The sequence below is a fragment of the Pseudomonas sp. GD03862 genome, assembly GCF_029840855.1.
GTDB classification, from domain to species: Bacteria; Pseudomonadota; Gammaproteobacteria; order Pseudomonadales; family Pseudomonadaceae; genus Aquipseudomonas; species Aquipseudomonas alloputida.
The window spans coordinates 49,071-68,819 of record NZ_JAOCDI010000029.1 but is presented as its reverse complement, the minus strand read 5'-3'; the positions used below and the strand labels follow the sequence as shown (position 1 = coordinate 68,819).

Below are 19,749 nucleotides of genomic sequence, written 5' to 3'. Positions count from 1 at the left end.
TCATTTCTCGGGTAAAGTACCGCCCGATCCACCCCTGACCAGTCGGTCAGGGGCTCCCTTCATCAGGCCTGCCCAAAGCAAGTTCGCCCGGTGAACGGCAAGAATTTCCTAAGCTAAGTTGTTTTCGTCAAATTCTGGAGTGCTTACAACAATGGCAAAAATCGTCGACATCAAAGGTCGTGAAGTTCTCGATTCGCGTGGCAACCCCACTGTGGAAGCCGATGTACTGCTCGACAACGGCATCATCGGCAGCGCTTGCGCGCCGTCCGGTGCTTCTACCGGCTCGCGCGAAGCGCTGGAGCTGCGTGATGGCGACAAGAGCCGTTACCTGGGCAAGGGCGTGCTGAAGGCCGTCGCCAACATCAACGGCCCGATCCGTGACCTGCTGCTGGGCAAGGATCCTTCCGACCAGAAGGCGCTGGACCGCGCCATGATTGAACTGGACGGTACCGAGAACAAGGCCAAGCTGGGCGCCAACGCCATCCTGGCTGTTTCCCTGGCTGCCGCCAAAGCTGCTGCCCAGGACCAGGACCTGCCGCTGTACGCGCACATCGCCAACCTGAACGGCACCCCGGGCCAGTACTCGATGCCGGTTCCGATGATGAACATCATCAACGGTGGCGAGCACGCCGACAACAACGTCGACATCCAGGAGTTCATGGTTCAGCCGGTTGGCGCCAAGACCTTCTCTGACGGCCTGCGCATGGGTACCGAAATCTTCCACCACCTCAAGGCTGTACTGAAGGCCCGTGGCCTGAACACCGCCGTAGGTGATGAAGGTGGTTTCGCCCCTAACCTGGCATCCAACGAAGACGCCCTGGGCGCCATCGCTGAAGCTGTCGAAAAAGCCGGCTACAAGCTGGGCACCGACGTGACCCTGGCCCTGGACTGCGCGGCTTCTGAATTCTACGAAGACGGCAAGTACAACCTGTCCGGCGAAGGCAAGTCGTTCGACGCCGAAGGCTTCGCCGACTACCTGAAAGGCCTGACCGAGCGTTTCCCGATCATTTCGATCGAAGACGGCCTGGACGAGTCCGACTGGGCTGGCTGGAAAATCCTCACTGACAAGATCGGTGAAAAAGTCCAGCTGGTCGGTGACGACCTGTTCGTGACCAACACCAAGATCCTCAAGGAAGGCATCGAGAAAGGCATCGGTAACTCGATCCTGATCAAGTTCAACCAGATCGGCTCGCTGACCGAAACCCTGGAAGCCATCCAGATGGCCAAGGCTGCTGGTTACACTGCAGTGATCTCGCACCGTTCCGGTGAAACCGAAGACTCGACCATTGCCGACCTGGCTGTGGGTACTGCTGCTGGCCAGATCAAGACGGGCTCGCTGTGCCGTTCCGACCGCGTTTCCAAGTACAACCAGCTGCTGCGCATCGAAGAGCAACTGGGCGCCAAAGCGGTTTACCGCGGTCGTGCCGAGTTTCGCGGCTAAGCAAGAGATGGTAAAAAGGCAGCAGCCGGAGTTGTAGGAACGTTCGTACTGAACTTTCCTACGTACTAACGGGTTTCTGTCGACGAAGCCTGGCCTCGGCCAGGCTTCGTGCTATTCGAGGCCCCGAAGTAAAAAGTACGCGGCAGCCTTTTTAACCTGGATAACGTGATGCGCAGTCCCTATTGGTTGTTCCTCGTTCTGCTCTTGCTGTTGGGTGGCCTGCAGTACCGCCTGTGGGTGGGTAACGGCAGCCTGGCGCAAGTGACCGAACTGAAGCAGCAGATTGCCGATCAGCATGCCGAAAACGAGCGCTTGCTCGAGCGTAATCGTGTGCTCGATGCTGAAGTGCTAGAGCTGAAAAAAGGCATGGAGACCGTTGAAGAACGGGCCCGCCATGAATTGGGGATGGTCAAAGAGGGCGAAACCCTCTTCCAGTTGCCACAGAAATGATCGATACCTTGCCGGCCTTCTGGGCCGTGATCCCTGCGGCGGGTGTAGGTGCCCGCATGGCTGCCGACCGCCCCAAGCAATACCTGGAGCTGGCTGGGCAGACTCTTCTCGAGCACAGCCTCGACTGTTTTCTTGGCCACCCGGCGCTTAAGGGCGTGGTGGTCAGCATTGCCGAAGACGACCCGTACTGGCCTGGCCTGCGCTGCGCCAGCGACCCACGCATCCAGTGCGCGGCGGGCGGGCGTGAACGCGCTGACTCGGTGCTTAACGCCTTGCTGGTGCTGCATGCCCAGGGGGCGGGGGACAGCGACTGGGTGCTGGTGCACGATGCTGCGCGGCCGAACCTGGCGCGCAGCGACCTGGACAAGCTGTTGTCGGAGCTGGCGGACGACCCGGTGGGTGGCCTGCTGGCGGTGCCAGCGCGCGATACCCTCAAGCGTGCCGACAGCCATGGCCGGGTGAGTGCTACCGTGGACCGCAGCACGATCTGGCAGGCGTACACACCGCAGATGTTCCGCCTTGGAGCGTTACACCGGGCGCTGGCTGAGTGCCTGGTGTCGGATGTGGTGGTGACCGATGAAGCTTCGGCCATCGAATGGTCCGGTCAGGCGCCGCGGCTGGTGGAAGGGCGCAGTGACAACATAAAGGTGACCCGGCCCGAAGATCTCGAATGGTTGCGCCAGCGCTGGGCGGGTAAACGCTGAGCGCTCTCCTGGGCTGGCCTTTTCGCGGGTAAACCCGCTCCTACACACGCATCGGGGGTTGGACACAGACCGTCGTAGGAGCGGGTTTACCCGCGAAGAGGCCAGTACATGCAGCACATCCCGTCAGCCGAAACGATACTCCGGCAACCCCGCCAACCCCTCCTTCAGGTAATCCACCAACCGCCGCACTTTCGGCGACAGGTGCCTCTGCTGCGGATACAGCGCCCACACCGCCGTATTCGGCGGTTGGTGCGCCTCCAGCAGCGACACCAGCGCACCACTGTTCAGGTGTTCCAGCACGTAGTAATCCGGCAACTGGCACAACCCGATCCCTTGCAGCGCCGCATCCAGCACTGCCTGGCCACTGTTGCAGCGCCAGTTACCCTGTACCCGCTGGCTGATCTCACGGCCATCCTGCTGTAGCGCCCACAAGTCCGAACTCCCCACCAGGCAATTGTGCCGCGCCAGCTCCGACAGGCTGTGTGGCCGGCCATAGTGCTCAAGATAGGCCGGCGAGGCGCACAGGTACATGCGCCTTGGCGCCAGGCGGGTAGCCACCAGGCGAGAGTCGGCCAGGCGGCCCAGGCGGATGGCCAGGTCCATGCCTTCATGCAGCAGGTCGAGGGTGTGGTTGCTCAGCTCCACATCCACGCGCAGCTGCGGGTACAGCGCCATGAATCGCGTCACCAACGGCACGATGAAGCGCTCGCCGTAGGCCACGGCGCACGTCATGCGCAGCAAGCCCTTGGGTTCGCTGGCCAGGTCGCCCATGGCGCGCAGCGCTTCCTCGCGGCCATCCTGCAAGCGTTGGCAATGCTGCAGGAAGGTCTGCCCGGCTTCGCTGAGGGTTACCCGGCGGGTACTGCGATACAGCAGGCGCGTTTGCAGGCGGTCTTCCAGCCGGGCGATCTGCCGGCTGATGTGCGATGAGGAAACCCCCAGGCGTTCGGCGGCGGCAGTGAACTGGCCCGATTCGGCCACGGCGACAAATTCGTCGATGCCTTCCCATCGGCTGCTCATCGATTATCCCTGCATGGCAATAATGTTTTGTCTTTGGCCTGATTATTCATCAAATGGCGCTGAATTACACTGCAAGACTGAATCTGATCCACTGTCTGGAGACCTTTGATGATCAAGTCCCGTGCTGCCGTAGCCTTCGAAGCCAAGAAACCCCTGGAAATCGTCGAAGTCGACGTGGCCATGCCAAAGGCCGGTGAGGTGCTGCTGCGCGTGGTCGCCAGCGGTGTCTGCCACACCGATGCCTATACCCTGTCCGGTGCTGACCCGGAAGGTATCTTCCCGTCGATCCTCGGCCACGAAGGCGGTGCCATCGTCGAAGCGGTAGGCGAGGGGGTGACCTCGCTCGCCGTGGGTGACCACGTCATCCCGCTGTACACCCCGGAATGCGGCAAGTGCAAGTTCTGCCTCTCGGGCAAGACCAACCTGTGCCAGGCCATCCGCGCCACCCAGGGCAAGGGCCTGATGCCGGACGGCACCACGCGCTTCTCGTACAAGGGCCAGCAGTTGTTCCACTACATGGGCACCTCGACGTTCTCCGAATACACCGTGCTGCCGGAAATTTCCGTGGCCAAGATCCAGAAAGAAGCACCACTGGAAAAGGTCTGCCTGCTGGGTTGCGGCGTCACCACCGGTATCGGCGCGGTGCTCAACACTGCCAAGGTCAAGCCCGGTGATACCGTGGCCATCTTCGGCCTCGGTGGCATCGGCCTGTCGGCCGTGATCGGTGCGGTCAAGGCCAAGGCCTCGCGTATCATCGCCATCGACATCAACCCGGCCAAGTTCGAAATCGCCCGCCAACTGGGTGCCACCGATTGCATCAACCCGAAAGACTACGATCGCCCGATCCAGGAAGTGATCGTCGACCTCACCGATGGTGGCGTGGACTTCTCCTTCGAGTGCATCGGCAACGTTCAGCTGATGCGCGCCGCCCTGGAATGCTGCCACAAGGGCTGGGGTGAGTCGGTCATCATCGGTGTGGCCGGTGCCGGCCAGGAAATTTCCACGCGTCCGTTCCAGCTGGTTACCGGTCGGGTTTGGCGTGGTTCGGCGTTCGGCGGCGTGCGTGGCCGCAGCGAGCTGCCGAGCTACGTGGAAATGTCCGAGAAAGGCGAGATCCCGCTGGACACCTTCATCACCCACACGATGGGTCTGGAAGACATCAACAAGGCCTTCGACCTGATGCATGAAGGCAAGAGCATCCGTAGCGTGATCCACTTCTGAGGTCTGCCATGAGCCTGGATAACATCTCCTGCCAGAAGAGCTTCGGCGGCTGGCACAAGCGTTACCGGCATCATTCCAAGGTGCTGGGTTGCGATATGGTGTTCGCTGTGTACCTGCCACCGCAGGCCGAGCAGGGCGAAAAGCTGCCGGTGCTGTACTGGCTCAGCGGCCTCACCTGCACCGACGAGAACTTCATGCAGAAGGCCGGCGCCCAGCGTCTGGCCGCCGAGCTGGGGCTGATCATCGTCGCCCCCGATACCAGCCCACGTGGCGAGCAGGTGCCGGGCGATCCGGACGGCGCCTGGGACTTCGGCCTGGGTGCTGGCTTCTACCTCAACGCCACCCAGCAACCCTGGGCCCAGCACTACCGCATGCACGACTACGTGGTGGAGGAGTTGCCAGCCCTGATCGAGGCACACTTCCCGGCGTCGGGCGAGCGCAGCATCAGCGGCCACTCCATGGGTGGGCATGGCGCGCTGGTGTGCGCCTTGCGCAATCCGGGGCGCTACCGCTCGGTGTCGGCATTCTCGCCGATCAGCAATCCGATGGATTGTCCGTGGGGCGAGAAGGCCTTCAGCCGCTACCTGGGTGAAGACCGTGGACGCTGGCGTGAGTGGGATGCCAGCGTGCTGCTGGCCGAAACCCCTGCTGGCCAATGCCCGCCGTTGCTGGTGGACCAGGGCGACCGTGACGACTTCCTCGAGAAGCAACTCAAGCCTGAAGCGCTGGAACAGGCGGCACGCAAAGGTGGCCACGAAATGACCCTGCGTATGCAGCCGGGTTATGACCATAGCTACTACTTCATTGCCAGCTTCATCGAGGAACACCTGCGCCATCATGCGGTGGCACTGGGGCGGGTTTAACGCCTCCTGTGGGAGCGGGCGTGCCCGCGAAGGGCTGCACAGCAGCCCCAATCCCACAAATCCCCTGCAAAGCAGGTAGAATCACGCCCTGACTCATTCAGGGCGTTTTCTTATGCGTATTGGCCACGGCTACGATGTGCACCGTTTTTGCGACGGTGATTTCATTACCCTGGGCGGGGTGCGTATCCCCCACAAATACGGCCTGCTGGCCCACTCCGACGGTGACGTGCTGCTGCACGCCCTGAGCGATGCCTTGCTTGGCGCTGCGGCGCTGGGCGACATCGGCAAGCACTTCCCTGACACTGACCCGCAGTTCAAGGGGGCTGACAGCCGCGTGCTGCTGCGCCATGTGGTCGGCATCGTCAAGGCCAAGGGCTGGAAGGTCGGCAACGTTGACGCCACCATCGTCGCCCAGGCACCGAAAATGGCCCCACACATCGAAACCATGCGCCAGCTGATCGCCGAAGACCTGCAGGTCGAGCTCGACCAGGTCAACGTCAAGGCCACTACCACAGAGAAGCTTGGCTTTACCGGCCGCGAGGAGGGCATTGCCGTGCATTCGGTCGCCCTGCTGCTGCCAGCATGACCGAACTTGAACTGCTGGGCCCGCGCGCATCGGGCGAACCCCTGGGCACCGCCATCCTCAAAGCGGTCGCCGAAGACTTTCAGGTTGACGAAGTCCTGGATATACCGCTATCGGGCCAAGGCGAGCACCTGTGGCTGTGGGTCGAGAAGCGTGATCTGAACACTGAAGAAGCCGCCCGGCGCCTCGCCCGCGCCGCTGGCGTGCCGGTGCGCAGCATCAGCTACGCCGGCCTGAAGGACCGCCAGGCGCTGACCCGCCAGTGGTTCAGCCTGCACCTGCCGGGCAAGGCCGACCCAGATCTGTCGCGTGCCGAGGATGCCAGCCTGCGTGTGCTCAAGCAGGTGCGTCACCAGCGCAAACTGCAGCGCGGCGCGCATTCGGCCAACGGGTTCACCTTGCGCCTGACCGCCCTGGCTGCCGATCACCAGGCGGTGGATGCCCGCCTGGAGCAGCTGAGGCAGCGAGGTGTGCCCAACTATTTCGGCACCCAGCGCTTCGGGCACGGGGGTGGCAACGTCCATGACGCCCTCGATTGGGCTGCACGCAAGGCTTTGCCTGAACAGCGCAACGTGCGTTCGCGGCTGCTTTCGGCCGGGCGCAGCTACCTGTTCAATCAGTTGCTGGCTGCGCGTGTGGCTGACGGTAGCTGGGCCCGAGCCCAGGTCGGCGACCTGCTGGCGTTCACCGACAGCCGCAGTTTCTTCCCGGCGGGTGAGGCGGAATGTGCCGACCCGCGCCTGGCGATTCTCGACTTGCATCCAACCGGCCCGATGTGGGGGGAGGGCGCTTCACCTGCTGGCGGTGCGCCTGCGCAGCTGGAAAACGCTATCGGCGCACGTCAGCCGGCACTTTGCCAGTGGCTGGCCCAGGCGGGCATGGATCACGAACGGCGAATTCTGCGGCTCCCTATTGGCGGCCTGACGTGGCATTATCCCGAGCCTGATATCCTGCAACTGGAATTCGTCCTGCCGGCCGGATGCTTCGCCACCGTGGTGGTGCGTGAAGTCGTGGATCTGGTGTCGGCAGGGCAGACGGACAGCCCATGCGTATTCTGATTTCGAATGACGACGGTGTTACCGCACCTGGCATCGCCGCGCTGCACGCTGCGCTGGCGGATTATGCCGAGTGCGCGGTGATCGCCCCGGATCAAGACAAGAGCGGCGCCAGCAGTTCGCTGACGCTGGACCGGCCACTGCATCCGCAGACCTTGGCCAATGGCTTCATCAGCCTCAACGGCACGCCGACCGACTGCGTGCACCTGGGGCTCAATGGGCTGTTGCCGCAGATGCCGGACATGGTCGTGTCTGGGATCAACCTCGGTGCCAACCTGGGCGATGACGTGCTGTATTCGGGAACGGTCGCTGCGGCGCTGGAGGGCCGCTTCCTCGGCGGTACCTCGCTGGCGTTCTCGCTGTTGTCGCGCCAGCCGGACAACCTGCCGACTGCGGCCTATATCGCCCGTCGTCTGGTCGAGGCACAGTCGCGCCTGGTGTTGCCGCCACGCACCGTACTCAACGTCAATATTCCCAACTTGCCGCTGGAGCACATCCGTGGCATCCAGCTCACCCGTCTCGGTCACCGGGCGCGGGCGGCGGCGCCCACCAAGGTGGTCAACCCGCGTGGGAAGGAAGGCTACTGGATTGCCGTGGCCGGTGATGCCGAGGACGGCGGCCCGGGCACCGACTTCCACGCGGTGATGCAAGGCTACGTATCGATTACCCCGTTGCAGCTCGACCGCACCTTCAATGATGCCTTCGAGCAGCTCGATGGTTGGCTGGAGGGCCTGCTCTGATGCGTGAGGACGATATGCTGCGGCGTGGCATCGGCATGACCTCCCAGCGTACCCGGGAGCGGCTGATCCAGCGCTTGTGCGAAGAGGGGGTTTCGAACACCAAGGTGCTCGACGTGATCCGTCGTACGCCGCGCCACCTGTTCGTCGACGAGGCGCTGGCGCATCGGGCTTACGAAGACACCGCGCTGCCGATCGGCCACAACCAGACCATCTCCCAGCCGTTCATGGTTGCTCACATGAGCGAGTTGTTGCTCGAGGCCGGGCCGCTGGACAAGGTGCTGGAGATTGGCACCGGTTCGGGCTACCAGACGGCGATCCTGGCCCAGCTGGTCGAGCGAGTGTTTTCGGTAGAGCGTATCAAGGTACTGCAGGACCGGGCCAAAGAGCGTCTGGTGGAGCTTAACCTGCGCAACGTGGTCTTCCGCTGGGGTGACGGTTGTGAGGGGTGGCCGGCGCTTGCGCCGTACAACGGCATCATCGTCACCGCCGTGGCGCCGGAAGTGCCACAGGCACTGCTCGACCAACTGGCACCCGGTGGGCGCATGGTCATCCCGGTAGGGCCGGCCGGCGAAGCGCAGCAACTGATGCTGATCGTGCGCGAGGAGCATGGATTCTCCCGTCGCGTACTGGGGGCTGTGCGTTTCGTGCCGCTGCTCAATGGTCCTCTGGCCTGAGGCCTGTTGATCCGAGCTGTGCGGGCATGAGGCGCGGTGTATTTTTGTGCCGGTGGCGAATTCTTGTCGCTTCGCCCTGTCTATCAGGCGGTGCGAAGCGCTGACGCACAGCGTGCACCGGGGTTTTATGCCCGTCTTTTGTACCCGTCTGCCATTACCGGCTGGCTTGGTTATAATTGCAACAATATTGCATTTCTTGTCTTCATATCGATTTTCGGCACCATGAGGGGAGCGCGGGTGGGTCACACAGTCATTCGGCAGCGCAAGGACGGGTCGGGTTTCAAGCTTCTGGTGATTGCATTGGCCATGGGCTCGCTTCTGGTGGGTTGCTCAAGCACCAGCAGCAACAGCGCGCGGGTGGTCGACCGCAACAACACCGTGCCCAAGCGCCCGGCGGTGACTTCTGGGCAATACATCGTCAAGCCAGGCGACACCCTGTTCTCCATCGCCTTCCGTTATGGCTGGGACTACAAGGAGCTGGCTGCACGCAACGGCATTCAGGCGCCTTATACCATCCGCCCGGGCCAAGCGATTCGTTTCAGCAGCGGTTCCAGCAGCCGCACCACGGTGGTGTCCAGCCCGTCCTCGTCAAGCCGCACCACGGTCACGCGGCGGCCTGTGGGCAGCACTGCCACGGCGCCTGCCAGCACCAGCAAACCGGCCACGTCGGCGCCTTCCACTCCTGCCCCTGTGGTTGCTACCGTACCAGCCGCAGAGCGCGCGGTAGGTGGGTGGACCTGGCCTGCCAACGGTGTACTGATTGGAAAATTCGCTTCAAACGGTAGTTTGAATAAAGGCATTGATATCGCCGGTGATTTGGGACAGCCTGTTTTTGCTGCGTCTGATGGTGCGGTGGTTTATGCCGGGAGTGGTTTGAGGGGCTACGGCGAGCTGATCATCATCAAGCACAGCGACACCTACGTCAGTGCCTACGGTCATAACCGCAGGCTGTTGGTTCGGGAGGGGCAGCAGGTCAAGGCAGGGCAGTCGATTGCTGAAATGGGGTCTACGGGCACAGATCGGGTGAAGCTGCATTTCGAGATTCGCCGCCAGGGCAAACCCGTCGATCCACTCCAGTTCCTGCCACGTCGTTGACCGTTGTACCCAGCCTGTTCCTGTGATGTAGAGGGGACAGGCTCAAGCGCTGCCAGGGAGAAAGGTGCCGCTCGAGTCTGAGTTCGAACTCAGCAAAGGATTATAACAATGGCTCTCAGTAAAGAAGTGCCGGAGTTTGACATCGACGATGACGTCCTCCTGATGGAGACGGGTATCGTTTTGGAAACGGATGTGGTGTCAGACGAACCTGCTGTATCTTCGGTTCGGACGAGGGCCAAATCGGGCTCTTCGCTCAAGCAACACAAGTACATCGATTACAGCAGGGCGCTCGATGCCACCCAGCTGTATCTCAACGAGATTGGTTTCTCGCCGCTGCTTTCGCCGGAAGAAGAAGTGCATTTTGCGCGCTTGTCGCAAAAGGGTGACCCTGCCGGCCGCAAGCGCATGATCGAAAGCAACCTGCGCCTGGTTGTCAAAATTGCCCGTCGATACGTGAACCGTGGCCTGTCGTTGCTCGACCTGATCGAGGAGGGCAACCTGGGGCTGATCCGTGCGGTCGAGAAGTTCGACCCGGAGCGTGGTTTCCGTTTTTCGACCTATGCGACCTGGTGGATTCGCCAGACCATCGAACGGGCGATCATGAACCAGACCCGCACCATTCGCCTGCCGATCCACGTGGTCAAGGAACTGAACGTCTACCTGCGCGCCGCGCGCGAGCTGACGCAGAAACTCGACCACGAGCCCTCGCCGGAAGAAATCGCCACCTTGCTGGAAAAGCCGGTCGCCGAGGTCAAGCGTATGCTCGGCCTGAACGAGCGGGTGTCTTCGGTAGACGTGTCGCTTGGCCCGGATTCGGACAAGACCCTGCTCGATACCCTGACCGACGACCGCCCGACCGACCCGTGCGAACTGCTGCAGGATGACGACCTGTCGCAGAGCATCGACCAGTGGCTGGGCGAGTTGACCGACAAGCAGCGTGAAGTGGTTGTACGCCGCTTTGGCCTTCGCGGCCATGAAAGCAGCACCCTGGAGGATGTTGGGCTGGAGATCGGCCTTACCCGTGAACGCGTGCGGCAAATCCAGGTGGAAGGGCTCAAGCGCTTGCGCGAGATCCTTGAAAAGAATGGTCTGTCCAGCGAGTCATTGTTCCAGTAGCTAGCGCTGTAACAAAAGACGCCCCGATCATCTCGGGGCGTTTTTGTTTGTGGCGGAAAGCGAGTTGCCCTTTAGATTGCCGGGGCGCATGGCGCCAAGACGCTACCTGGCAAGACACCTATCAAATGTGTACCGCGCTACCCCGGTAACATCGCGTGTAAGCCTTTGCTTACTCGTTGTGTAAGCTTTCCATGCAACCTTCAGTAAATCAAAGTCGTTTCCAAAGGCTGCATTTTTACAACCCATTGAAAAGCATGGTTTATTCACCGGTGAGTAAATGTGTCCGCGGAAATACCTTGCAAGGTCCATCGCTTGCTCGCCGGGCTGAACCCGCTAGTATTCGAACTGTGCACAGGGACATGCACAGGTTTTCAGGATGAAGGCCAAGGACATCGCAAGAAGCGATTTCATCAGGATGATGTTTGGGACAAGCAGGGACTACGGAAAAAATGTGGGCGGGTCAAACCGCCCCTTTTTTTGCCTGTAGGAAAACAAAAAAGGCCCCGAAGGGCCTTTTTCGCGTCTGGGCGCTATCAGCGCTCCAGGTCGGCAATCTTGCCGGGCTTGCCATCCCATTCTTCAGCGTCCGGCAGGGCGTCCTTACGCTCGGTGATATTAGGCCAGATTTCCGCCAGCTCGGCGTTCAGCTCGATGAAGTTTTCCATGCCCGAAGGCACTTCGTCTTCCGAGAAGATGGCTTGCGCTGGGCACTCCGGCTCGCACAAGGCGCAGTCGATGCACTCGTCCGGGTGGATGACCAGGAAGTTCGGGCCTTCGTAGAAGCAGTCCACCGGACAGACTTCCACGCAGTCGGTGTATTTGCATTTGATGCAGTTGTCGGTGACGACGAAGGTCATTTCTAATTCTCTCCTCAGGCGACGGCGGCGGCCCTTCCTCTCAGGGCCGCGCGGTTTACGGGCATGTGGCTGCAGGCCAGGCTAATAACCTGCAGCACCAGCAAACCGCGGCGGATTCTACCAGCTTGTAATGGGCGCCGTTATAACAGGTTCTTTAGTTGATATAGCATTTCGATAGCTTGACGCGGGGTCATGTCGTCCAGTTGCAGCTTGCCCAGCTTCTCGATGGCTGGATGAGGCAGGCTGGCAAACAAGTCGCTCTGGTGCGGCACTTGCGGCGCGTCCTTGGCCTTGTGGGCCGCTGGCTGCTCATGGGGCAGGCTGGTGGTTTCCAGCCGGCCAAGGTGCTCGCGGGCACGCTGGATCACTGCCGTCGGTACGCCGGCCAGCTGCGCAACGGCCAGGCCGTAGCTTTGGCTGGCAGGGCCGGGTAGCACGTGGTGCAGGAACACGATGCGTTCATTGTGCTCGGTGGCGTTCAGGTGCACGTTGGCCACCAGCGGCTCGCTCTCCGGCAGCACGGTCAGTTCGAAGTAGTGGGTGGCGAACAAGGTGTAGGCACGCAGCTGGGCCAGGCGCTCAGCGGCAGCCCAGGCCAGCGACAGGCCGTCGAAGGTGCTGGTACCGCGGCCCACTTCGTCCATCAGCACCAGGCTGCGGTCGGTGGCGTTGTGCAGGATGTTGGCGGTTTCGCTCATCTCCACCATGAAGGTCGAGCGCCCGCCGGCCAGGTCGTCACTGGAGCCGATGCGGGTGAAGATGCGGTCGACCAGCGACAACTCGCAACTCGCCGCAGGGACGAAGCTGCCGATGTGCGCCAGCAGCACGATCAGGGCGGTCTGGCGCATGTAGGTCGACTTACCGCCCATGTTCGGGCCGGTGATGATCAGCATGCGCGTACTGTTGTCCAGGCCCAGGTCGTTGGCCACGAACGGCGTGGTCAGCACCTGCTCCACCACTGGGTGGCGGCCCTGCTCGATGCGCAGGCAAGGCTCGTCGACGAAGCGTGGGCAGTTCAGGTCGAGGTTCAGTGCGCGCTCGGCCAAGTTGCTGAGCACGTCCAGTTCGGCCAGGGCGGCTGCGCTGTCCTGCAGTGGCGCCAGGTGGCTGATCAGGGTTTCCAGCAGTGCGTCGTAGAGCATCTTCTCGCGGGCCAGGGCGCGGCTCTTGGCCGACAATGCCTTGTCCTCGAACGCCTTCAGCTCCGGGGTGATGAAGCGCTCGGCGCCTTTGAGGGTCTGGCGGCGGATGTAGTCGCCCGGGGCCTGTTCGGCCTGCTTGGTCGGCAGTTCGATGAAGTAGCCGTGCACGCGATTGTAGCCGACCTTGAGGTTGGCCAGGCCGGTGCGAGCCTTTTCCCGGGCTTCCAGGTCGATCAGGAACTGGCCGGCGTTCTCGCTGATTGCCAGCAACTCGTCCAGTTCGTTGTCATAGCCGGCCTTCAGTACGCCGCCGTCGCGGATCACCGCCGGCGGGTTATCGATGATCGCCCGCTCCAACAGGCTGGCCAGCTCCGGATAGGTACCGGTAATGGCCGCCAGACGCGCCAGGTGCGGCGCTTCGAGCTCGGTCATGGCGTTCTGCAGTTCTGGCAACGCGCCCAGCGCATCGCGCAGGCGTGCCAGGTCGCGCGGGCGGGCATTGCGCAGGCCAATCCGGGCGAGGATCCGCTCGATATCGCCAATTTCCTTCAACTGCGGCTGCAGCTTTTCGAAGCGGTAGCTGTCGAGCAGGCAGCGGATCGAGTCCTGGCGTGCTTGCAGCACCTTGAGGTCGCGCAGCGGGCGGTTCAGCCAGCGGCTCAGCAGGCGGCTGGCCATGGCGGTCTGGCAGCGGTCGATCACCGATTGCAGGGTGTTGTCGCGCCCGCCCGCCAGGTTGATGTCCAGCTCCAGGTTGCGGCGGCTGGCCCCATCGAGGATGACTGTATCGTCCAGACGCTCGTGGCGCAGGCTGCGCAGGTGCGGCAGGGCGGTGCGCTGGGTTTCCTTGGCGTAGGTCAGCAGGCAGCCGGCGGCGCCGATGGCCAGGGTCAGTTTGTCGCAGCCGAAGCCCTTGAGGTCCTTGGTCGCGAACTGTTGGCACAGGGCCTTGCGTGCAGAGTCGCGGTCGAAGTCCCAGGGTGCGCGGCGGCGGGCGCCTGGGCGTTTCTCCGCAGGCAGGTCCCGTGGCCAGTCGTCGGGGATCAACAGCTCGACCGGGTTCAGGCGCTCGAGTTCGGCCAGCAGGTTTTCCCAGCCCTTGATCTCCTGCACGCTGAAATTGCCGCTGGTGATGTCCAGTACCGCCAGGCCGAACAGGCGCTCGTCACCGAGCAGTGCGGCAATCAGGTTGTCGCGGCGCTCGTCGAGCAGTGCCTCGTCACTGACCGTACCCGGGGTGATGATGCGCACCACCTGGCGCTCCACCGGGCCCTTGCTGGTGGCGGGGTCGCCGATCTGCTCACAGATCACCACCGACTCGCCGAGCTTGACCAGCTTGGCCAGGTAGCCTTCCAGCGAATGGAACGGAATCCCGCACATGGGGATGGACTGGCCGGCCGACTGACCGCGGGCGGTCAGGGTGATATCCAGCAGTTTCGCGGCCTTTTTCGCATCTTCGTAGAAGATCTCGTAGAAGTCGCCCATGCGGTAGAACATCAGCTGGTCCGGGTGCTGGTTTTTCAGCTTCCAGTACTGCTGCATCATCGGGGTGTGTGCGGAAAGATCTGACATTCAGGGCCTTACAGGGGGGATCTGGTTGGCGATGGTAAACCCGTAATGGTACAGGCTTTTTCGTTGCGTTGCAGGCGCGTGCTGTGGGGCGTGCGCCTGCAGTCTGGCGGGCAATGGTGGAGCTGCGCCGCGTAACCCTCTAGAATGCGCGCCCCTCGATGAATGCCCCTAGCCGTGACCTGCACGATGAATGTGTCCAGCCCTGTCCCTTATGTAACGCAACAGCTGATCTACCTCCTTTATGGCGAGCGCCGGATCTATCAGCTGGAGGCAAAACTCAGCATTCTCACCGCCCTGGCCCGTTGCAAGCCGGCTGAGCTGCCGGTGATCCGCGTGCTTACCGACCAGCCACAGGCTTTTGCCGGCTGGCCGGTGGAAGTGATCGCACTGGACGAGCAGACCTTGCAGGCCTGGGCCGGCGACGGCGGCTACACCCATCGGCGCAAGGCCTGCGCCATCGCCCAGGCCGGGCAGTGGGCGGACAAGACCGTGTTCATCGATACCGATACGGTATTTCTGCAGTCACCGCAAAAGCTGTTCAGCCAGGTCAATGCCGGGCAGTTCTTGGTCGACGAGGTGGAAATGAGCTGGGCCGAGGCCTCGCGCAGCAGCTATTACCACAGCTTCGTCGAGGGGCTTGCGGAGTCGGGCGAAGCACCGGCCGATGACCTGCGGCTGTGTAACAGCGGTGTGATGGGCTTTACCCGCGACAACGTTGGCATCGCCGAGCGCGCCATCGTCCGGATTGACGACTGGACGCCGTATGCCCGTGACTTGCATACGATCGAGCAGATCGCCTTTTCCTTCGAATTGCATGGCGCGCCGATCAACGAGGCGCGCGGCGTGATCAGCCATTACTTTGCGATGAAGCAGTACGTGCATGCCATTCTAGAAATCTTCTTTGCCCGGCATGGCGAGCATTTTCATTCGAAGATGCCAGGTCTGGCCCTGAAGGTGCCGGCGCATCGCCCGGTGCCCTCGTGGTTGGCTCGGCTCTCGGTGAAATGGAGCCTCAAGCATGTACCCCGGGAGTTGCGTGGCATCGGCCGCAAGTTGCTCTACGGCAGTGTGATGAGTGGTGATGATTATCAGCGCGCGTGCAAGGTGGTCTGGTGGCGTTCGGCAATCGAGGACATGCGCACGCTGGGCGGCTTCGAATGGAGCCGGGAGTGGCCTGAGGGGCTGCCGCGGTTGGGGCAGCGTGACGAACTGGCGTTCAGCGAAATCGCCCGGGCCAGCCTGAAAGTTTCCTGAGCCAGAGCCCGAAGCAGGGTGATAGGGTAGAGAGCCGCCCTCAAGGAGCACCCACATGGACCCGATCACTACGCTCGCCACCCGCCTGGGTGAACACCTGCGCCGATTCAATGCGCAGGTGACTACCGCCGAATCCTGCACCGGTGGTGGCATTGCCGAAGCCATTACCCGTATACCTGGCAGCTCGGCCTGGTTCGAAGCCGGATACGTCACCTATTCCAATGCCCAGAAAACCCGCCAGCTGGGAGTGCCTGAAGCGTTGTTCGGTCAGGTGGGGGCAGTCAGCCAGGAGGTGGTCGAAGCCATGGTTCGTGGGGCTCAGGCCGCCAGTGGCGCACGCTTCGCCGTGGCGGTGAGTGGTGTGGCCGGGCCGGACGGCGGCTCGCCAGCCAAACCGGTGGGCACTGTGTGGCTGGCCTGGGGTGATGGCGACCGGGTGTTCAGCGAACGTCGGCAGTTCGACGGTGACCGCGAGGCGGTGCGCCGACAGACGGTGATCGCCGCGTTAGACGGCTTGTTACAGCTTGGTGCCGAGTAAATCGACGACAGGGGTTTGCGCGGGCGTCTGCCTGTGGAATAATACTGGCTACTTATACAGGTATTCCGGCCGTCAGGGCCAAGTCGAACACGTGAGGATTTCAATGGACGACAACAAGAAGCGCGCCTTGGCTGCGGCCCTGGGTCAGATCGAACGCCAATTCGGTAAAGGCGCGGTCATGCGCATGGGTGACCATGAGCGTCAAGGCATTCCGGCCATCTCCACCGGCTCGCTGGGCCTGGATATCGCACTGGGCATCGGCGGTCTGCCAAAAGGCCGTATCGTCGAGATCTACGGCCCGGAATCGTCGGGTAAGACCACGCTGACCCTGTCTGTCATCGCTGAAGCGCAAAAGAACGGTGCTACCTGCGCCTTCGTCGACGCCGAACATGCCCTTGACCCTGAGTACGCCGGCAAGCTGGGCGTCAACGTCGATGACCTGCTGGTTTCGCAGCCGGACACCGGTGAGCAGGCCCTTGAAATCACCGACATGCTGGTGCGTTCCAACGCGGTCGACGTGATCATTGTCGACTCCGTTGCCGCGCTGGTACCGAAGGCCGAGATCGAAGGCGAGATGGGTGACATGCATGTGGGCCTGCAGGCCCGCCTGATGTCCCAGGCACTGCGCAAGATCACCGGTAACATCAAGAACGCGAACTGCCTGGTCATCTTCATCAACCAGATCCGTATGAAGATCGGTGTGATGTTCGGCAGCCCGGAAACCACTACCGGTGGTAACGCCCTGAAGTTCTATGCTTCGGTCCGTCTGGACATCCGCCGTACCGGCGCGGTCAAGGAAGGCGACGAAGTGGTCGGCAGCGAAACCCGCGTCAAGATCGTCAAGAACAAGGTCTCGCCTCCGTTCCGTCAGGCTGAGTTCCAGATTCTTTATGGGAAAGGTATCTACCGTAACGGCGAGATCATTGATCTGGGGGTATCTCAGGGCTTGGTCGAGAAGTCCGGCGCCTGGTACGCCTACCAAGGCAACAAGATCGGTCAAGGCAAAGCCAACGCTGCCAAGTACCTGGCTGAGAACCCGGCTATTGGTGCCGAGATCGAGAAGCAGATTCGTGAGAAGTTGCTGAAAGCGGGTGCTGCTGCTGAAGCCGGCAAAGCTGCTGCTGCCGAAGCTGATGCCGATGACATGGCCGACGCTGACGCCGGTTATTGATTGCGCAGTAGATAGCCAAATATGTCTGCCGTACTCGACACCCCCGTCGCCATCCGGCGGACAGCCATGGACCTGCTCGCACGACGTGAGCACGGTCGAGTCGAGCTGACGCGCAAGTTGCGTCAGCGCGGCGCTTCGGACGAGCTGATCGAGCCTGAACTCGATCGGCTCGCCGAAGAAGGGCTGCTTAGTGAAGCCCGCTACCTTGAGAGTTTCATTCGTTATCGTTCCGGCTCTGGCTATGGCCCTGCGCGTATTCGCGAAGAGCTGTGTCAGCGTGGTTTGGCGCGTGCAGATATCGACCAGGCCCTGCGTGAAAGCGAGGTGAATTGGGGCGAGCGTATGCGCGACGTGTGGCAGCGCAAGTTTGCCGGGCAGCGCCCGCAAGATCCGCGCAGCCGCGCCCAGCAGACCCGGTTCCTGGCTTACCGTGGGTTCCCTATGGACATGATCGGTCGTCTGCTCAGCGGGCGTGATCTCGACGATTATTGACGCTCTAAACCACAGTGGCACGTGCCCGTAGCGGATAATCTGTTTTGCCAAATGCCCCAGGCTGTCTCCATTCCATGTGTAGGAGCGGGTTCACCCGCGAATACGGTGGCGGCTGCGACGCTGAATGGCCAGGGATATTGGGCAGCAGGTCAGGCCCTTTCGCGGGTAAACCCGCTCCTACGAAGGTCTGCGCCCAACAACCGATCATGTGCAGGAGCAAACAGCCTAAGGTTGCTCCTGCAGGTATCACGCGAGCTGTTATAGAAAAGCATCAACTCACTTTCAGCGCCTGCCTGGCCCTCTGCGTGGTATGCATGGGTTGTGGCTTGGCCCAGTTCTCCGGCAGGTTGATGAAATCCACCAGCTCACGCAAGCGGCCCTGATCCCGGCCGTTGAAGGCGAATGACAGGCGGGTCAGGTGGCTGTAATTGCCAACTTCGTGCTCGGCGCTGCTATCCGCTTGCTGGTGATATTTGCCACTCAGGCGCAAATCGGCAAACCCTTCCTGAATGTCATACAACGCCGCCTCGCTGAGCGCATGGTGCATGCGGATCACGAACTGGCTCTTCAGCCAGCGGCTGGAGTGGTAGTTGCTGTAGAACTGGTTGATTTCCTCAACCGCCTCGTCAGCGCTGTGCACCAGGCGCACCAGCTTCAGGTCGCTGGGCAGGATGTAGCGGTTTTCTTCCAACTGGCGGCTGATGAAGTCCAGGCAGTCGTGCCAGAAGCTCCCGCCCGGCGAATCCAGTAGCACCACCGGCACCAGTGGGCTCTTGCCGGTCTGGATCAAGGTCAGTACCTCCAGCGCTTCATCCAGGGTGCCGAAGCCGCCAGGGCACAGCACCAGGCCGTCGGCCTCCTTGACGAAGAACAGCTTTCGAATGAAGAAAAAGTGGAACGGCAGTAGTTTGTCGGTACCGTTCACCGTCGGGTTGGCATGTTGTTCGAAGGGTAAGGTGATGTTGAAGCCCAAGCTGTGCTCGCTACCGGCGCCTTCGTGGGCGGCCGCCATGATGCCGCCGCCGGCGCCGGTGATAACCATCAGGTCGGAGCGCGCCAGAGTGGCGCCCAGCTCGCGGGCCAGGGCGTACATCGGATGCTCCAGCGGGGTGCGTGCCGAGCCGAACACGGTCACTTTGCGTCGGTCCTTGTAGCGCTGCAGGGTCCGGAACGACTGGTCCAGTTCGCGCAGGGCCTGCAGGGTGATCTTGGCGCTCCAGCGGTCGCTGTCGTCATGGGCCATGCGCAGGATGGTCAGCATCATGTCGCGGTAGAGCGGCAGGTTGGGGCTGTTGGGGGCAACCAGTTGCAGTTGTGCTTCGATATTGCTCAGGTCGATATTGTTGTCGCGGAAGTGGCTGAAAAGCAGTTCATTCGAATGGTAAGGCATGCGACGTCTCCTTCTGCACCAATACCTCTGACCTCAATCTAGACCCTTGCGCCCGATCGTGCCGAGGTGTTCGGCGCAGCCGCCTGTCGGCCGGCGGCCATCGGCAGCACGGGTTTGGTTAACTGGTAGAGTGAAACGTGTCGATGCAGGAGGTGGCGGTATGCATCGCTTGGTCATCGAAGTGGACTGGCAGCTCTACCAGCAGCTGGAGAACGCGGCCCAGGTGCATCACCTGAGCCTTGAAGCCGAGTGCCGCCGCAGGCTGTCGGGGCTGGAGTGCCGGTCGCGATACTTGCAGGCGCTGTTGGCGGAGATGCGCGCCGATGCCGCTGAAGGGCGCTGGCACGCTCATGAGGACGAGAAGGCGTAGC

At 62.0% G+C, this 19,749-nt stretch carries 20 protein-coding genes; 16 read left to right on the top strand and 4 right to left on the bottom strand.

Annotated elements, in window-relative coordinates:
- The first annotated feature begins 151 nt into the window (after positions 1-151).
- From eno to ispD, 3 genes are all read left to right on the top strand, one after another.
- Positions 152-1,441 carry a phosphopyruvate hydratase gene (eno, locus tag N5D53_RS18660; RefSeq protein ID WP_003252333.1) on the top strand — a complete coding sequence of 430 codons (1,290 nt, stop codon included), beginning with the start codon at positions 152-154 and terminating at the stop codon, positions 1,439-1,441.
- Positions 1,442-1,609: 168 nt separating this feature from the next.
- Entirely contained in the window at positions 1,610-1,891 is a 282-nt protein-coding gene (gene ftsB / locus N5D53_RS18655; protein ID WP_004576849.1) for a cell division protein FtsB, read from the top strand.
- Positions 1,888-2,595 carry a 2-C-methyl-D-erythritol 4-phosphate cytidylyltransferase gene (gene ispD / locus N5D53_RS18650; RefSeq protein WP_064490978.1) on the top strand — a complete coding sequence of 236 codons (708 nt, stop codon included), beginning with the start codon at positions 1,888-1,890 and terminating at the stop codon, positions 2,593-2,595. The genes ftsB and ispD overlap by 4 nt, the downstream gene beginning before the upstream one ends.
- A gap of 123 nt (positions 2,596-2,718) precedes the next feature.
- Here ispD and N5D53_RS18645 read toward each other — a convergent pair whose 3' ends face one another.
- Positions 2,719-3,615, bottom strand: coding sequence for a LysR substrate-binding domain-containing protein (locus N5D53_RS18645; RefSeq protein ID WP_012053536.1), 897 nt, complete (start codon positions 3,613-3,615; stop codon positions 2,719-2,721).
- 108 nt (positions 3,616-3,723) lie between these two features.
- On the opposite strand from N5D53_RS18645, the gene N5D53_RS18640 reads away from it, so the two are divergent.
- The 8 genes from N5D53_RS18640 to rpoS all read left to right on the top strand — a co-directional run bounded on the left by N5D53_RS18640 (position 3,724) and on the right by rpoS (position 10,962).
- Positions 3,724-4,836 (top strand): S-(hydroxymethyl)glutathione dehydrogenase/class III alcohol dehydrogenase, encoded by a 1,113-nt coding sequence (locus N5D53_RS18640; RefSeq protein ID WP_019752405.1) that lies wholly within the window; start codon positions 3,724-3,726, stop codon positions 4,834-4,836.
- An 8-nt stretch (positions 4,837-4,844) separates the two neighbouring features.
- A complete protein-coding gene (gene fghA / locus N5D53_RS18635) occupies positions 4,845-5,699 on the top strand; it encodes an S-formylglutathione hydrolase (RefSeq protein WP_014592130.1) in 855 nt (284 codons plus the stop codon).
- Positions 5,700-5,811: 112 nt separating this feature from the next.
- On the top strand, positions 5,812-6,285 hold the full coding sequence (gene ispF / locus N5D53_RS18630; protein WP_016501146.1) for a 2-C-methyl-D-erythritol 2,4-cyclodiphosphate synthase: 474 nt from the start codon (positions 5,812-5,814) through the stop codon (positions 6,283-6,285).
- A complete protein-coding gene (truD, locus tag N5D53_RS18625; RefSeq protein ID WP_104962431.1) occupies positions 6,282-7,340 on the top strand; it encodes a tRNA pseudouridine(13) synthase TruD in 1,059 nt (352 codons plus the stop codon). The genes ispF and truD overlap by 4 nt, the downstream gene beginning before the upstream one ends.
- Positions 7,328-8,077: a 5'/3'-nucleotidase SurE gene (gene surE / locus N5D53_RS18620; RefSeq protein ID WP_010952690.1), complete on the top strand. Its 750-nt coding sequence runs from the start codon at positions 7,328-7,330 to the stop codon at positions 8,075-8,077. Before truD ends, surE begins: the two co-directional genes overlap by 13 nt.
- Before the next feature lie 35 nt (positions 8,078-8,112).
- Complete coding sequence (locus N5D53_RS18615) at positions 8,113-8,751, top strand: protein-L-isoaspartate(D-aspartate) O-methyltransferase (RefSeq protein ID WP_003252348.1); 639 nt, start codon at positions 8,113-8,115, stop codon at positions 8,749-8,751.
- 237 nt (positions 8,752-8,988) lie between these two features.
- Positions 8,989-9,846 carry a peptidoglycan DD-metalloendopeptidase family protein gene (locus N5D53_RS18610; protein WP_104962430.1) on the top strand — a complete coding sequence of 286 codons (858 nt, stop codon included), beginning with the start codon at positions 8,989-8,991 and terminating at the stop codon, positions 9,844-9,846.
- A gap of 108 nt (positions 9,847-9,954) precedes the next feature.
- Entirely contained in the window at positions 9,955-10,962 is a 1,008-nt protein-coding gene (gene rpoS / locus N5D53_RS18605; protein WP_003252351.1) for an RNA polymerase sigma factor RpoS, read from the top strand.
- A 533-nt stretch (positions 10,963-11,495) separates the two neighbouring features.
- On the opposite strand, the gene fdxA is transcribed toward rpoS, so the two are convergent.
- A complete protein-coding gene (gene fdxA, locus N5D53_RS18600) occupies positions 11,496-11,819 on the bottom strand; it encodes a ferredoxin FdxA (RefSeq protein ID WP_003252355.1) in 324 nt (107 codons plus the stop codon).
- A gap of 140 nt (positions 11,820-11,959) precedes the next feature.
- Positions 11,960-14,533, bottom strand: coding sequence for a DNA mismatch repair protein MutS (mutS, locus tag N5D53_RS18595; protein ID WP_010952693.1), 2,574 nt, complete (start codon positions 14,531-14,533; stop codon positions 11,960-11,962).
- A gap of 186 nt (positions 14,534-14,719) precedes the next feature.
- Here mutS and N5D53_RS18590 point away from each other — a divergent pair, with 186 nt between their 5' ends.
- From N5D53_RS18590 to recX, 4 genes are all read left to right on the top strand, one after another.
- Positions 14,720-15,787: a hypothetical protein gene (locus N5D53_RS18590; RefSeq protein ID WP_190870043.1), complete on the top strand. Its 1,068-nt coding sequence runs from the start codon at positions 14,720-14,722 to the stop codon at positions 15,785-15,787.
- A 55-nt stretch (positions 15,788-15,842) separates the two neighbouring features.
- Complete coding sequence (locus tag N5D53_RS18585; protein ID WP_010952695.1) at positions 15,843-16,325, top strand: CinA family protein; 483 nt, start codon at positions 15,843-15,845, stop codon at positions 16,323-16,325.
- A gap of 103 nt (positions 16,326-16,428) precedes the next feature.
- Positions 16,429-17,496, top strand: coding sequence for a recombinase RecA (gene recA, locus N5D53_RS18580; protein WP_003252365.1), 1,068 nt, complete (start codon positions 16,429-16,431; stop codon positions 17,494-17,496).
- 21 nt (positions 17,497-17,517) lie between these two features.
- The gene (gene recX / locus N5D53_RS18575) at positions 17,518-17,988 is read left to right on the top strand and encodes a recombination regulator RecX (RefSeq protein ID WP_003252366.1); all 471 of its coding nucleotides are present in this window, start codon (positions 17,518-17,520) and stop codon (positions 17,986-17,988) included.
- Positions 17,989-18,259: 271 nt separating this feature from the next.
- Here recX and N5D53_RS18570 read toward each other — a convergent pair whose 3' ends face one another.
- Positions 18,260-19,378 (bottom strand): LOG family protein, encoded by a 1,119-nt coding sequence (locus N5D53_RS18570; protein WP_010952697.1) that lies wholly within the window; start codon positions 19,376-19,378, stop codon positions 18,260-18,262.
- A 160-nt stretch (positions 19,379-19,538) separates the two neighbouring features.
- Between N5D53_RS18570 and N5D53_RS18565 the strand changes: the two genes are divergently transcribed.
- Positions 19,539-19,748, top strand: coding sequence for a hypothetical protein (locus N5D53_RS18565; RefSeq protein WP_020193312.1), 210 nt, complete (start codon positions 19,539-19,541; stop codon positions 19,746-19,748).
- Position 19,749: the final 1 nt, after the last annotated feature.